The organism is Sulfitobacter sp. 1A13679, assembly GCF_043557115.1.
Lineage (GTDB): Bacteria > Pseudomonadota > Alphaproteobacteria > Rhodobacterales > Rhodobacteraceae > Sulfitobacter > Sulfitobacter faviae.
On record NZ_JBIFFO010000036.1, the window covers coordinates 1 to 13373 of the forward strand.

15 protein-coding genes are annotated in these 13373 nt (G+C 55.6%); 11 read left to right on the forward strand and 4 right to left on the reverse strand.

Features of this window, described 5'->3' with window-relative positions:
* Nucleotides 1–80: 80 nt before the first annotated feature.
* Nucleotides 81–644, reverse strand: a complete 564-nt coding sequence (locus ACGYLA_RS18715) for a hypothetical protein (RefSeq protein WP_394434480.1) — start codon at nucleotides 642–644, stop codon at nucleotides 81–83.
* A gap of 126 nt (nucleotides 645–770) precedes the next feature.
* Here ACGYLA_RS18715 and ACGYLA_RS18720 point away from each other — a divergent pair, with 126 nt between their 5' ends.
* The 5 genes from ACGYLA_RS18720 (at nucleotide 771) to ACGYLA_RS18740 (ending at nucleotide 7269) form a co-directional block, all read left to right on the forward strand.
* A complete protein-coding gene (locus ACGYLA_RS18720) occupies nucleotides 771–1241 on the forward strand; it encodes a hypothetical protein (RefSeq protein ID WP_394434482.1) in 471 nt (156 codons plus the stop codon).
* Nucleotides 1242–1618: 377 nt separating this feature from the next.
* Complete coding sequence (locus tag ACGYLA_RS18725; protein WP_394434483.1) at nucleotides 1619–1852, forward strand: hypothetical protein; 234 nt, start codon at nucleotides 1619–1621, stop codon at nucleotides 1850–1852.
* A 127-nt stretch (nucleotides 1853–1979) separates the two neighbouring features.
* Nucleotides 1980–4112, forward strand: a complete 2133-nt coding sequence (locus tag ACGYLA_RS18730) for a helix-turn-helix domain-containing protein (RefSeq protein WP_394434485.1) — start codon at nucleotides 1980–1982, stop codon at nucleotides 4110–4112.
* Nucleotides 4109–6883, forward strand: coding sequence for a hypothetical protein (locus ACGYLA_RS18735; RefSeq protein ID WP_394434487.1), 2775 nt, complete (start codon nucleotides 4109–4111; stop codon nucleotides 6881–6883). Before ACGYLA_RS18730 ends, ACGYLA_RS18735 begins: the two co-directional genes overlap by 4 nt.
* The gene (locus tag ACGYLA_RS18740; RefSeq protein ID WP_394434489.1) at nucleotides 6880–7269 is read left to right on the forward strand and encodes a hypothetical protein; all 390 of its coding nucleotides are present in this window, start codon (nucleotides 6880–6882) and stop codon (nucleotides 7267–7269) included. Before ACGYLA_RS18735 ends, ACGYLA_RS18740 begins: the two co-directional genes overlap by 4 nt.
* 596 nt (nucleotides 7270–7865) lie before the next feature.
* Here ACGYLA_RS18740 and ACGYLA_RS18745 read toward each other — a convergent pair.
* Nucleotides 7866–8612, reverse strand: coding sequence for a helix-turn-helix transcriptional regulator (locus ACGYLA_RS18745; protein ID WP_394434491.1), 747 nt, complete (start codon nucleotides 8610–8612; stop codon nucleotides 7866–7868).
* A gap of 180 nt (nucleotides 8613–8792) precedes the next feature.
* Here ACGYLA_RS18745 and ACGYLA_RS18750 point away from each other — a divergent pair, with 180 nt between their 5' ends.
* The 5 genes from ACGYLA_RS18750 (at nucleotide 8793) to ACGYLA_RS18770 (ending at nucleotide 11699) form a co-directional block, all read left to right on the forward strand.
* Nucleotides 8793–9686, forward strand: coding sequence for a hypothetical protein (locus ACGYLA_RS18750; protein ID WP_394434493.1), 894 nt, complete (start codon nucleotides 8793–8795; stop codon nucleotides 9684–9686).
* On the forward strand, nucleotides 9683–10174 hold the full coding sequence (locus ACGYLA_RS18755; protein ID WP_394434495.1) for a hypothetical protein: 492 nt from the start codon (nucleotides 9683–9685) through the stop codon (nucleotides 10172–10174). The genes ACGYLA_RS18750 and ACGYLA_RS18755 overlap by 4 nt, the downstream gene beginning before the upstream one ends.
* Nucleotides 10175–10284: 110 nt before the next feature.
* Nucleotides 10285–10917, forward strand: coding sequence for an AAA family ATPase (locus ACGYLA_RS18760; protein WP_394434497.1), 633 nt, complete (start codon nucleotides 10285–10287; stop codon nucleotides 10915–10917).
* A complete protein-coding gene (locus ACGYLA_RS18765; RefSeq protein WP_394434499.1) occupies nucleotides 10917–11231 on the forward strand; it encodes a hypothetical protein in 315 nt (104 codons plus the stop codon). Before ACGYLA_RS18760 ends, ACGYLA_RS18765 begins: the two co-directional genes overlap by 1 nt.
* A gap of 60 nt (nucleotides 11232–11291) precedes the next feature.
* Complete coding sequence (locus ACGYLA_RS18770; protein ID WP_394434501.1) at nucleotides 11292–11699, forward strand: hypothetical protein; 408 nt, start codon at nucleotides 11292–11294, stop codon at nucleotides 11697–11699.
* Between the two features lie 47 nt (nucleotides 11700–11746).
* On the opposite strand, the gene ACGYLA_RS18775 is transcribed toward ACGYLA_RS18770, so the two are convergent.
* Nucleotides 11747–11947 carry a hypothetical protein gene (locus ACGYLA_RS18775; protein ID WP_394434503.1) on the reverse strand — a complete coding sequence of 67 codons (201 nt, stop codon included), beginning with the start codon at nucleotides 11945–11947 and terminating at the stop codon, nucleotides 11747–11749.
* A 122-nt stretch (nucleotides 11948–12069) separates the two neighbouring features.
* On the opposite strand from ACGYLA_RS18775, the gene ACGYLA_RS18780 reads away from it, so the two are divergent.
* Nucleotides 12070–12270, forward strand: a complete 201-nt coding sequence (locus ACGYLA_RS18780) for a hypothetical protein (protein WP_394434505.1) — start codon at nucleotides 12070–12072, stop codon at nucleotides 12268–12270.
* A gap of 431 nt (nucleotides 12271–12701) precedes the next feature.
* On the opposite strand, the gene ACGYLA_RS18785 is transcribed toward ACGYLA_RS18780, so the two are convergent.
* Nucleotides 12702–12998, reverse strand: a complete 297-nt coding sequence (locus ACGYLA_RS18785) for a hypothetical protein (RefSeq protein ID WP_394434507.1) — start codon at nucleotides 12996–12998, stop codon at nucleotides 12702–12704.
* Nucleotides 12999–13373 lie beyond the last annotated feature (375 nt).

Below are 13373 nucleotides of genomic sequence, written 5' to 3' on the forward strand. Positions count from 1 at the left end.
GAACCTCGATGTGAGTGATGCCGGGTGAGAACAGTTCATCAATGGTGGAGGTCATATCTGATCGACATACGCCATTGGCATCATGCCGCCAATACAGCGGCCGCGAGGGTTTCTCCCTCAAACTCTTCCTGCGTGTCCGCGCAGGTGTCGTAGGTCAGCTGGTCCAGCAGCTCCGCCACCTGGTTAACACGCGCTTCAAGTGCAGGATCGGTCAGCCGGGGCAGGGTGGTTAGAATTTCGTAGGCATTGTTGAGGTCGGCGTTGAGGTCGTCATAGGTAATGGCCCACGCGGACTTTGTATTCATGTCGCCCTTAGAGGGGGTCACCCCCAGAGCGACAAGTTCGCGGTAAATGTAGCCGGCGGCGATGTCGGCGGTGTCGTCAGCGACACAAGGATCGTCAATCGGGCTATTGGCCAGGAGATCCCACGCATGCTCGAACAGAGACCACCAGCGGCGTAGCGTCCCGATCTCAACCAGGGAGCGCCCCGCGACGAACTGGGCTGTGGCGCGCCGGATAACTGCGGCGTGCTCGATGTATCCGTGACGTTGCAGGGCGGAGATCGTATCCTGTGTAGCCTGAACCAGGCCGCCTGCGTCAGCCGCGTGAAAGATGGTGGTGTCGTCGTCAGAAATCTTTGTCAAAATGCTTGGCTCCTATGGTGATAGGAACAAGGTGGTCATGTTCGACAGATTCAAAAAATAGAATCTTTGCGGACGGACTACCGGTGGCACAGCAGCCACGCATCGACCCGCTCATGATCAGGAAGAATGGCCCACGCGCATGGTCAGATTTCGCTGGATTATTCCAGTTTAACACCGTGGGAGCGTCAAAAAAGATCCGGATCTTTTGGTGTTAAGGTTTTCAATCCACATATTGTATATGTAGAAAAGAAGGACTCTATATATGCTATCTCTCTTATTGATTTAACACTTTGGATCATAGTGGCGGAAGGTGGTGTATTAGAGTCCTCGAGGCTTTTTTACCTATATAAAACAATATCTTGTATTACGCTGCAGTTAAATGTTCCGGTTATGTCCCGTGATGGGGGTGTTAAACTCGGATTTTTCCGTCAAAATCTGCCTAAAATTATAGGTCTGTGTATTTCACCATCAAAAAATGGGTATCCGGCACAATACGTCATCGATTCCCTTATTTTTAAGGCTATATTAGTTGTCCCGGTTACTGTTCTGGAATTTCTCTTCATCATGTTACCTGGCCTCCTCCCTCGCCCGTTCTGAACATCCTATCATCTTCTTTATATTGGAAAAAAAAGAAGATGATGTGCGGAACAAGCACTGTGCCGGTCTCTGTGCTGGATACGTTTAATCTGTGCCGGATAGGGTGTGCCGGCACAAAGTGCCAGCACAGGGTCGGAGCGGCATCCAACACAGAAGAAAATCACTATAGATCAACAGGTTGATAGAAAGTTGTTCCGGATATCGGATTTGTGCCGATCTTCTTTTGTTCGGCTTGCCCTTTGGTTCCGAGAGAAGTCGCCTATATCGTTGGCGCCCGAAGTTTGCGTAATACGCATTTGACTTTGCGCTATAGCGCAAACTACCATTGGGCGAATGGACGTTGGAGGAATCAAGTGAAGCCACCCACAGATCGACAGATGGCGATCGCAGAAGCGATGCTTCGGTATCACGAGGCGCATGGCGAATGGCCGACGCAGCGTGAAATCGCTGATGAGATCGGGCTGAACACCACCAACATGAGCCCGTATTTTTCGGCGCTGATCAAGAAAGGGATCGCCATGAAGATCCCAGACGTGGGACGGCGCAACGTAGCTTTGACAGACAAGGGAGAGACGCTGATCAGGCAAGGCTGGCAACCCAGCATGCTATGACGTCCCAAAGGTAAAGAAGCCCCGGAGTGGTGGAACACTCCGAGGCCTCTGAAATAGGTGTAGTTTCGCGGCTACCCTATGATTCTACCCGGAGGACGTCTCGGTTTCAACAAGGAACGAGACGTATATGAAATATGAACGAGTGCAGCCCGAAGAGGCTGCCACTATCGAGCAGGGACATGAAACACCGCAGATCACCTATGGAGATCTGTTGGAGCATGTTCGAGAGCGTCGCAGGGTCGAGCTCGAGGCCGAGCACCCCGGGCGCAGCAGCAACCTGAACGCGGTATCTAACACTACGCGCTCACTGACTGCCTTCATGGAGGCCAATGACCTGGCCGAGGTGGATGTCGTCGGCGAGGAGCTGATCGGCACCACGCCCTGGAACAAGGCCGTGAAGGCCCTGGGCACAGACAGCACCGCCAAACGCCGAAGAACCGAGATTAACAAGCGTGTTCGTCCCTGGGCAATGGAGCTGATCCGGGCAGCAGTGGCGATCCACGATGACGAAAGCTTTGGAGAGAGGCTGCAACGCCTTCGAGAGGCTGCCGGAATGTCGGCTCAAGGGCTTTCCGATGCGGTGTCACGGGGCGAGATAAAATTATCTACGGGCGCGATTCATCATTGGGAGCGAGGGGGAAGATTCCCCAGCCAAGATTGGCGAAGTCAGCTGCATCATGTTGAGCGAGCCCTCGGCGTCCCTACCGGGTATCTCTCAGAGGTGCTTCCGACATCCAGCTTTTACTCAGCACGTATTGAAACGGGGCTGCCGAGAAGCATTCAGCGACGGATTTCGCAGCACCTCCCTGCGGATTTCGGTAGCCGCCCTACCCCTGAGCAAGACGAAATACTGGCGTGGGTTTCGCGTAACATCCTATCGACTCCGAAAGAGATTTTGGGAGAAGGGGATGACGGGAACCCCATTGAGTATGATTTTTCTGTGTATGCTTTAGCGCGCACCGAAAAATCCCGGCTTAGGAAGGCCCCTGACCACTTGCTCGAAGAGCTCGATGAGGTCAGGAACTTCAAAACCTCCCCAATGCTCCCCGAAGGCATAGTTAGAAACGAGCAATGGGGTAAAACCACTGCGGAAAAGGCAGACTACGAGATCCTTGCCTTCATGGGGGCGGTTGGAAAAGTGGGGCTGCCGGATGAGATGCTATCTCTGTCGGCAGTTATGGTGCCTCAGGTCATCGACCAGTTTATCCAGTGGAAGGTTGCTCGCCGAGGTGGTTACACCAACGCCATCGAAAAACCTCTCCTGGTGTTCGCAGGGATGCTCCATCGAGAGTTCGGTTTCCTTACGCAATCGCCAGGATTTGGCGAGGATTTGGCTCCGGTTAAGGGGCTGATATCTCGCGCAGATGTCCAGATGATCCAGCAGGACTGGAAGGGGGCATGCGCTCGTGCAGTGAAACACATCAACAGTCGCCTCAAGGAAATTGCGAAGGCGTCGCAGAAAGGGAGAGATCCATTCGAGGCCTTGCTGCCAGTGCTCGAGGCGAGGGAGCCGCTGCGCCAATACTACCGGATCGTCCCTGAGATCCGTAAGCGGATGCCAGACGACACCTACCCAGTTCGGAAGGCGGAGACATTGAGAAGTCTCTTGGTGCTACGTCTCGGCCTTGAGCTCGCTTTTCGACAGAAAAACAATCGGGAGCTGCTGATTTGCCCTGATGGGCAGAAGCCTCGGTCTTGGAAAGAGTTGAAGCGGCGGCAGCGCGGCGAGCTATCGTTCGATGGAAGCCGCTGGATCGTGCGCATCCCGGGGGTAGCATTCAAGAACGCGACCTCGAAAGCGGTCCATGAGGAGAACGTATTCCATCTGATGGACCGCGATCACCTATATTCCGAGATCGCCGAATATCTCGAGGCTCGCAAAACGCTACTCGGAAATCGTCGAGATCCAGGAACGCTTTTCGTAAAGACGATGACTGCTCGTTCGAAATCGGCTGAGTATTGCTTGAACGCCTACTATGAGATGTTCCGGTCGATTATTACGACCTACGGCATCCACAACCCCTTCACGGGTCGTGGCGCCATCGAGGGCCTGCGCCCTCACGGCCCGCATTCGATCCGCCATGTGGTGGCGACGGCCTCGGTGAAGAGGACCAGGGGCTTTTCCGACGCCGCGGCGCTGCTGATGGATAGCGAGGAAATGGTGAAAGAGGCCTATGCCCGCTTCCTGCCCGGGGAACGCCATTCGTTGGCGAGTGACGCCCTTTGGAATTCCATGTTCGATGAAGGAGACGCCGCATGAGCCGTCGCTATGACATCAAGGCGATCCGCGATCTCCTGACCCGTCCAGACAACATCGAGCGCGTAATTGCTGATCTCTACGGCGCTGACGCCGTGCGCGACAAGAGCGCCTATTTGGTGGCAGATGCCACCGGCGGCGCAGGACGCAGCTGCCGCTTCGAAACTACCGGGCAGTTTGCTGGCCGCTTTACGGATTTCAATCCGTCAGGGTCAAAGCCCCATGGCGATCTCATCGACGCGGTTCAGTGCGTTCGCGGCTGCTCTACGGCGGACGCGATTCAATATCTGGGCGATCTGTTGGGCGCGGCACCGAAGCTTTCCGTTGTTCAAAGCAAGCCGAAGGCATCGCCATCAGTTCAGGCGGACGATCTTGATCCGATCTCGGCCGAGACGCTGCGCAAAAATCGAGCCCGCCTTGCCAAGGCGCCGAAGGCTCTCGCCTACCTCGAGGGCCGCGGTCTGAACCCCGAGTTCCTGATGGAGCGCTTCGGGGTTGGCCTGACGGGCCTTTTTCAGCCCAAGACCGGTGATGATGGCGAGCCGAGGGGGCACGCGATCACCGCGCCAGTGATGAGCCGCGAAGGCACGTTGATCAAGCGTCAGATGAAGATCGCTGTGCCAGGGTTCTCGGTAAATCCGGTGGATACCAACAGTTGGGCCGTTGGCAGCCCGATCACCGCCTGGTCTGGCCCAGCTGAAGGCAAACGTTGGCTCTTCGTGGCCGAAGGGGTGAAAGATCTCTGGCGCCTCTACGAGGCAATCCGAGAAACATCTCTGGTCGGTCGGATGGCGATCATCACTTCGACGCACGGCTCTGGCGTGCCGGAAGAGTGGAAAAATCCGGAATTCTGGACCGGATGGGAGAAAGTATTTCTCGGCCAGGACAACGACCCTGCGGGCGAAGAAATGGCCAAGCGCGTGCGCCAGCTCGCACAGCGTGAGTTCTTCCGCGTCGAGGTCCCGCGTGAGATCGGGAAGGACTGGACTGACTTCTTTGAGGCCGATGATCGGCTGCGCGGTGTGGCTGAGTTCGAGCAGCTGCTCGATGGTGCCCCGGCCATCGGTGTAGCTATGCCTGCAGAGGCGCCCACCGCGCCGCTGGCGCTGCAAAACGACGGTGAATACGAAGACCGCCGTATCAACATCAACGGCGCGTTCCACAGCGGCCAGATGTATTATCCGTTTCAGGTCCGCATGGTCGAGACAGTGAAGCGGAAGCGCCAGGCACCTGACGGATCCTCTTTCATGGTCGATGTTAAGGCCAGCTACTACCAGACCAAGGTTGTTCGTTCCGACGGGTTGATGCTTGGCATGAGCACGGCCCCGGCACCTCACTGGGTCGAAGACGAAGACAAGGTGATCGTTCTCGATGACGGAACAGAAGTCCTCTCGATGCCGAAGCCGAGGGAGTTCTCGACTTGGACCTGGCCGAGCATCCAGAAGTTCGTAAAGAACACCGAGGAGGGCAAACCGACCCATCGGCCAACCGCCGAGATCACGGCCGATATCGTCGCTTTCCTGCGCCAACTGACCTGGCTGCCGAATGACACCGATTACGAGCTCATCGCCGCCTACGTGATGATGAGCTACTGCTACAACGGCTTCGACGCGATCCCGCTGCTGCTTTTGAACGGCGAAAAAGGATCGGGGAAGACCTCGTTGGCCGAGGGCATCGCAGACCTGTCTTTCAATGGGCGGGTCCTCGGCGGCGGCTCCGAAAAGGCTTTCGTGCGCTTCATCGACCAAGGCCGTGGTTTGCTGGTTCTCGATGACCTGGAAGCCGTTGGTCGTCGTGGCGGTGACGATGGCGGCTACGGCGACATCAATCAGGTTCTCAAGGTTAGCTACTCGAAGACGACTGGCGTGAAATCGGTCGTCGAGAAAAACGGGACGACCCGGACGCTGAACTTCTACGGGCCGAAGGTGATCACCAACATCCTCGGGATCGACGCCGTCAATGCGACGCGGATGTATCAGATCCTCTGCCGGCCAATGCCGAAGACCGTCCAGGACGAAGGCCGCATCCGAGGCCGCGATCTGGCGATCACTGAACCGCTGCGGCAGGAGCTGCACGCCTGGGGCATGGCGAATATCGCAGAGGCCAACCGAATCTACCTCGAGAAGGCTGCCAATCGCGGCGGCCGAGCGGAGCAGATCGCAGCACCTCTGGAAACCATCGCCGAGATGACCGACGATGAGGACTTTAGCGGCGCGGTGAAGAGTGCAATCCAGCGATTGGCGTTCAACAAGAGCGACAACCTCACCGCAGAGGATCTGTTGGTTCAGGCGGCTGAAACTATCGTGGAGCGCGGCAGCCGAGTCTCGATCTCGTTGTCACAGATCCAAGCTGAGCTCGCGTTGATTCCAGAAGCGAGGACACTTGATGCAGCAGCTGCCGTGCCGCGTGACCTTCTTCCGCTCCAAGATCCGGCGACAATCGGTCGAATGCTGAAAGCCCTTGGGATCCGGAATGATCAATCGGGGCGTGCTCGTCTCAGCGGCCAGACGGTGCGCTACTACGGTCTCGATGAGGATTTCGTGGCTGGCGTCTTGGAACGTGCCGAGCAAGAGAAGCGCGCTGTCGAAGACCCGTATGCGGCACTGGGCCCCGACATGGCGCGACAGGCCTTCGCTTTCTGCGAGGCCACACGGTGTGGAATGTGTGCCTACAGCACAGTTTGCGAAGCAGCCTTGCCGCAGATCAAGGAGGGCAAAGTCGCCCAGGATCGCCATCGTAGTGGGCCGTCACCTATACAGCGGAGAACGCGATGAGCAGCGCCGTCGAGGTTTTCTGGGACGAGTTCGGCCGCCAGGTAGTCCGGACCGAAACCTGCATGTTTATGCTTTGGCGGATGCCAAAAGATCCCGATGCCAAGTGGAATATCGATGCTGAGCGCCTGCGGTCGGGCCGCGTCGTAGGCTGTGGATACCGTGAAGGTATCGAAGACATTTTGGAAGGCCGTGCAACGTGGGCCAGCTGGCCGCCGCATCTGTTTCGTTTTGTGCAGGAGCACATCGCCGAAGCAATGCAGAGGGAAGAGTTTTCTGCACATGAAGCAATCTCTGTGGTTCAGGCCATGAATGAGATTGAGGCCGAGATCGTGGAATACAAAGCCCTCGAACGCAAACTCGCCAAGCTTACCTGGCACAAAGTCTGAATTACCACGCGCCCGTATAGGGCTGCGCCCGACATACAAAAATATTTTTGTATGATCGTATTAAAATATCAAACCAACAAATACTAAGGAGTGTCGATATGTATCCACTCGCTAAATCTGGGCAAAGCGAAGTTGAGGTTCGTCGAGATCAGTGCGGTCGACAGTGGGTCCGTGGCAGCAACTCTCAATTCACCCTTGGACAGAAGTTCTACTTCGGTAGGCCCCATTGGATAATCCAGTCTTACTGCCGACCTTTTGGCATCAATGGCGATGATTACATGGCCGGGGTCTATGCCATATTGGAGGGCCGCGAGAACTGGCTCAGCTGGCCGGAGAGTCAGTTCGACTTTGTGCGGACGCATATAGTCGATGCAATGCTGAGGGATGGGTTTTCTGCTCATGATGCCGTCGCGGTGGTTCAGGCTATGAATGAGACGAGGGTCAGAATTGCGAATGGAGAGAATAGGGGCCCACTCCACCAAGATCGCATTGTTCGCCAAACAGGTGAGGGCATTACAATCGGGCTTTGATCTTCGCTAACCCTCCCCTCTTGGTTCCCATCCGCGCCCGGTCAAGTGACAGGGCGCGTCTGAGGTTCAGAATGGAATCTCGTTATCCACATCCCGAGGCTCATAGTCGTATCCGCGCTTCGCGAGGCTTGATGGGCTCAGGTAATGATCTTCGGGCGTTCGGCGGAGCGTTTCGTCGAGCGCATCGGTAAGGCACACTATGAGCGACGAGTAGTCGGTGTCATAGGGGCTGCCGGTTCTGGCATAGACTTCACCAAACTCAGAATAGTGTATCTTTTGCTCCCGAATCGTGTAGCTCCCGAGCATTACACGAAGGCCGAGTTCTTTGAGCTCGTCGATAATCTCTCCAGCTGTGATCATCTCATCAAAGATCTGCTCCTCGGTTGGTTGGTCGGCGTAGAGGAACGATCTGGGCACCCATGGATTGTCCCAGACTTTATCAATAAGAGCCCCAAACCGTTTCACGGCGTCTCGGTGTTCTGTTCGTGGGTCAAAATCGCGCTCCACATGCAAAAAGTCCGTCTTGCAGAGATGTCGGTGGAAGTCCTTCCCTGATGGGCATGGAAGCAGGATCACCTCGGGTTTCTGGTCGGCCTGCGGAAGTTCGAACAGGTTCTCCTGTCGCGGAATAATGCGATCGAGACTGACTTCGAGTGCTTGGGCAATGGTAGCGGCCGCCTGGTTGAGGACGGGCGTTCCGGCTTCGGCGCGCTGGATGGTGCGTGTGTCATAGCCAGACTTCTTGGCAAGCTGGGCCTGGGTCAGGCCTAAGGTGGTGCGATGGCGTCGAATAAGATCTCCGTCGAGTTGCATGGATCGGCTCCTTTGGTGTGATCGATGTCTCGAAACCATGGCTCAAACCTCTCCGACAGCGTGACGACGCGCTAACGACAGGAACACGTCAGCGACGCGACAGTAGCACGACAGAAGACGCCCGCGTGATGGATCAACGGAAAAATTGACCGGTGGGGCCGTATGGCGTGTAATACACGTATGATTAGAACTATTTTGATTTGTTTTCTTGTTTTCGCTGGCTGCGCTTATGCGGATAGCGATGCCGTGGAAAAGTATCGCCATTACCTGCCTGAACAGCTTCTTGCCCTCCCCGAGGACGAGAGAAGTAGTTCAGTTCCAATGATGTATAGCAGCGCGGCTAATCTTGCCGCATCGCCTGCCGGCGACTTCATCACGCAGGCACGACTGAACTCGCTTATGTATAATGGCTTTGCTGAATTCGAGAACGCAAAACGCAACTTTCAATCTGATCTGGGCGAAGAGCCCACGGGCAACTTAACTGTTTGGCAGCTGCATACGCTGGATTATCGGACTTCACGCCTAAACATGACGGACGTCAGTTTCTTTCCATTCACCTTCAACGGAGCAATTGTTGGAAATTGGGCCTTTGTGAAAGGCACCGTGACTATCCTCGACGATAAGATCGCCTATCCAGTTAATCATGTTGATATTGTCTGCGTTAGACAGGAGGGAACGTGCGAATATCGCCAGATCGCGCTAATGCTGCCGGACGAGAACTCGTGGGTGCAGTCCTACCATGTCAGCGAAATCGCCGATGAAACCTATCGGATCACTCGTTGGGACGAGAACCAAATTGACGCAGTTCCATTGAACAACACGGCTTGTCGGACCAATCAGCTTAGCTTCAACTTCGAAACGAAAGAGTTCTTCGAGATTGCGCGCAACAACACCTCTGAGAGCTGTCAGCTAACAAGCGGTAATAGCCTTGCACGCCTCGAAAAGCCGCGCATATCTCAAATTGTAGATGGCACCGACATCATCAATGAAGAGTTCGCAGCGATAAAGAGCGAAGCCTACTCGTTTTATTCAAGCTCATTTCGCTCCCAGCTGGAGGCATTGATACCTAAGTGATCTTTCGCGCCACGCTGATAGTTTTTGCATTTCTTCCGGCTGTCTGCATTGCGCAGGACCGAACTGAGCTATGTGAAACCCTATCAAGCGAGCTGGTTGCGCTTATGGCATCTCCGCCCCTCAATCGTGACTACCGTCTTTACGATGTTGATGCCTTTTACAGCGACAAGCTGGATGCCTGCATCCATGTAGAGAAGAAGTTGATCGGGCCAGAGGTGTTTGTTCGTGACCTAACACGATCGGTTATCAGAAATGACAATGCATATTACCCGCCCGCGCTGATGCACTGTGATGTGTCCGGTATAGATGAAGCTGACATCAGCGCCGTTCGTGAGCACCGTGGATCTGTCAGCCATGTGCCGCTGGAGGAATGGATGAGTGATGGGCAAGGCGGCCTGCCTCGCGCACTAAAGACACCGAGCGAACCTTTCCGTCGCGCAGACTGTGAAAACGCTCTTACCCGTTGGCTAAACTCCTGGGGGCCGTAGCTGCTGGGTCGAATGTGATCAGATGCCATTCTTGACATCCGTGCTATTAACATACAAAAATATTTTTGTATGTTAATACATTATATGTAAGTGCTTCAGGGATCACGGAAATGAAAGTTTTAACCGTTTTCACGTCTAAGGGCGGATCCGGCAAATCAACTCTGGCGATCCATATGGCCGTTCTTGCTTCTCAGCAAAAGCGCGGCAACAGCGTTCTCATGTTGGATTACGACGTCCAGGAGAGTTCGACCTTTTGGACGCGGATCAGGGAGTCCGATAACCCGCCGGTCTTGCCGGCGGATCCCGGATCGTTCAGCGGCTACCTCGAACAAGCAGAGGAAGAGGGCATCAACCTGGTGGTGGTCGACATGCCGCCGCACTCCGCTACCCAAGCGGACCTGGTGCTGTCTCGCTCTGATCTTGTTCTGGTTCCTGTCCGTCCCGGTGCACTCGACATCTGGGCACTTGAAACAACAGTCAAAGCGATCAACGACAACCACGCCCGCGGGGTGTTCGTTTTGAACCAGGTGCCTGCCAGGGGCACCGAAGCAGATGAGACCGAAGAGGTCCTGACGGAGATTGCACCACAGATACCTGTGGCCAAATCCCGGTTGGGATATCGCAAGCCGTTCAGCTCTGCGCTGAACGCTGGTCTGGCCATCACCGAATTCGCAAGCCCGCGAGAGAAGGCGGCACAGGAAGCGGCGGCCCTGTTCGCCGAGATCAAGAGGATGCTAAAATAATGAAGAAGACACGCCTTACAGATATGGCGAAGACCATCAAGGCGGGCGATGCTCAGCCCGAGGTTGTCGTCGAAGAACCGAAGCCAGCCAAGCCGGCCAGGAAGAGGGCGCCCAGCACGAGCTCAGGCACGGCAAAGCCGATCAGAGACATGGACAAGGGCGACCTGTCCGCAATGCACATCCGCGTCCCGAAGGCGACGCACAAGCGACTCCGCTTGCAGCGGATCGAGGAGGATCGGCCCATGAACGACATCATCGCCCAGGCCATCGAGGAGTATCTTCGGCGGGCAAGTGGACCCGCTCGCAAGAGCTGAATATCTTTGTATTAAGCTACAAAAATATTTTTGTAGCGTTTGTGGTCAGGGAACCTGAGAATGGATTCCGACGTCGAGATCAGCCGAGGGTTTGGCCGCGTTCAAATGGTTCGCGGCCGGACCTGCATGTTTGAGTTTTTTCCACTAATGGACGACGGGCTCATCGTCTCGGCCAAGTGTCTTCGAAGAGGCATGGCTGTCGGAGAGGGCCACGGCTTCCTCATACATGATGCGATCGAGGGCCGGGACTCTTTTGCATTCTGGCCGCCACACCTGTTCCGTTTTGTCAGGAAGCACATCGCCGAAGCGATGATGCGGGAAGGGTATTCCGCACACGATGCGATGGCGGTGGTGCAATGCATGAATGACGCCGAGGCCGATGTCGTCAAAGGCGCAAAGCAGCGACGCATATCGAGGCGTGCAGAGTTGCGATGGCGCGAGTCTGGTGGGCCTGCCCGTAAGGGCTGAATATCTTTGTTTTAAGCTACAAAAATATTTTTGTAGTCTATTCCTGTTCAGGGATTGTCCGCGCTCGGTTTGTTGTCCGAAGGGCGTTCCGGCGCGTCGTAAGGCGCATTCTTGATGAACCTGCGCAAGCGCTCTGGATCATGGGGCCGATCTCGGCCCGCGGTCCTGCCGACATAGATCGCATAGACGATGGCGGCCGTGCCAAAGACGACAGATCCAATCGATACGATGATGTCGAATGTGGTCATGATCCCTCCGTAGCGCCGCCGTTCATGTCACGGTGAATAGGATATCACATAGTTCGAGTTCTGTCGCAGACCTCAGAGTCTATGGTGTGGTAGAGTAGGTCAGCCGTTGGGAGAGCGCATCGATGACAGACCCAAAACCGGATGAATCAGACCCCGAGTGGGAGGAATGGTTTATAGAGAAGATGGGCCAGCCTGGACCCGATGAGGAAGCGTATTTCGAACGACTGCGGCGCCTTGGGCTTGGAGTTGGCCTCGATGAGGACGGGAACCTTGTTTATGACAAAGACTTTCCCGAAGCCTTGAAGCCAGAGAGCAGGAAATAGAGGCGTTTATTGGTGGTTAGCCCCTGTCGTCAGATGACGATAGGGACGCAGCGAGTGCCTGCATGCGCTTTGATGGGCCTTTGTAACGCGCCCCTCGGACGAAACCGCCGTTAGCGCGCGCCATATCAGCGGGCGAAACTTCACCAGAACGAAGTAGTTCTTCATCGCGTTCGCGCGCGGCGGCTTTCTCAGCTGCGCGGTCTTTGAACGAAAATCTGGGCGCCTTGGGTTTCATGTTGCCTCCCTCGCGTGAAGCTTATCACATCGATGCCGATTTCTTCCTGGGAAACCGGGACACCTGTGGCCAGCCTGTGCCGCACTTGCACACAGACCGGCACCGGACTTCGGGGCAATTACTTCGATTGCACAAGTGCGCCAGAACCTAAATCTGGCGCACTAAGGGAGAACAGCGATCTCTGATCTACTGTTACTTACCGGCTGTCGTTGCCAGCGCCGTAACCACCGTAGATGTAGCCTTCGCCGGCGCTGCGTGCTTCGGAGCGGGTGCTCATCACTGTGTCGTCGTCGAAGCTGTTGTCGGCTGTGCTGAATGTGATGTCATTGGCTTTGGTCGACTCAAGGGGTGCCAGCATGCGGGCTTCATCACCGTAGGTCTTCTCAGCACCGATCGAGGTATCCAGGAAGAGGTCCTGGCGGTAGGTCGATGTGTCAGCCAGAGCGGCAGTGGAAATCAGGGCGGCGGCGGCGGTGGTCATAATCAGTTTCATCATCAGATCCTTTGATCTTACGACTGTCGCGTGATTGCGACATCATCGTTGCTGTAGGAGTAACGGGACCAGCATGATTAAAGTTTCTGCAGTGCAGCGCACACGGTCTGTGCATCACCGAACAACTTACCGATCTCGCGAAACAGCCTACATCGCCGTAGAGGCTTTGCGCGGATATCTGGTCACCTGTGGCCACCCCGTGCCACATTTGCAGACAGACCGGCGCTCAAACTCGTGTTGGGTAATGCCGTTAGGCACATCGCCAGGCCTGCGGGTCACCGTATGACCACATTCCCAGCATCGAACCTCGATGTGAGTGATGCCGGGTGAGAACAGTTCATCAATGGTGGAGGTCATATCTGATCGACATACGCC

What these genes read in the sequence shown, in the direction of transcription:
- ACGYLA_RS18725 (WP_394434483.1), top strand. Translation starts at nt 1,619, where the DNA reads ATGGCGATCGCAGAAGCGATGCTTCGGTATCACGAGGCGCATGGCGAA.
- ACGYLA_RS18745 (WP_394434491.1), bottom strand. Translation starts at nt 8,612, where the DNA reads ATGCAACTCGACGGAGATCTTATTCGACGCCATCGCACCACCTTAGGC.
- ACGYLA_RS18740 (WP_394434489.1), top strand. Translation starts at nt 6,880, where the DNA reads ATGAGCAGCGCCGTCGAGGTTTTCTGGGACGAGTTCGGCCGCCAGGTA.
- ACGYLA_RS18760 (WP_394434497.1), top strand. Translation starts at nt 10,285, where the DNA reads ATGAAAGTTTTAACCGTTTTCACGTCTAAGGGCGGATCCGGCAAATCA.
- ACGYLA_RS18720 (WP_394434482.1), top strand. Translation starts at nt 771, where the DNA reads ATGGCCCACGCGCATGGTCAGATTTCGCTGGATTATTCCAGTTTAACA.
- ACGYLA_RS18735 (WP_394434487.1), top strand. Translation starts at nt 4,109, where the DNA reads ATGAGCCGTCGCTATGACATCAAGGCGATCCGCGATCTCCTGACCCGT.
- ACGYLA_RS18730 (WP_394434485.1), top strand. Translation starts at nt 1,980, where the DNA reads ATGAAATATGAACGAGTGCAGCCCGAAGAGGCTGCCACTATCGAGCAG.
- ACGYLA_RS18770 (WP_394434501.1), top strand. Translation starts at nt 11,292, where the DNA reads ATGGATTCCGACGTCGAGATCAGCCGAGGGTTTGGCCGCGTTCAAATG.
- ACGYLA_RS18775 (WP_394434503.1), bottom strand. Translation starts at nt 11,947, where the DNA reads ATGACCACATTCGACATCATCGTATCGATTGGATCTGTCGTCTTTGGC.
- ACGYLA_RS18765 (WP_394434499.1), top strand. Translation starts at nt 10,917, where the DNA reads ATGAAGAAGACACGCCTTACAGATATGGCGAAGACCATCAAGGCGGGC.
- ACGYLA_RS18780 (WP_394434505.1), top strand. Translation starts at nt 12,070, where the DNA reads ATGACAGACCCAAAACCGGATGAATCAGACCCCGAGTGGGAGGAATGG.
- ACGYLA_RS18785 (WP_394434507.1), bottom strand. Translation starts at nt 12,998, where the DNA reads ATGAAACTGATTATGACCACCGCCGCCGCCGCCCTGATTTCCACTGCC.
- ACGYLA_RS18750 (WP_394434493.1), top strand. Translation starts at nt 8,793, where the DNA reads ATGATTAGAACTATTTTGATTTGTTTTCTTGTTTTCGCTGGCTGCGCT.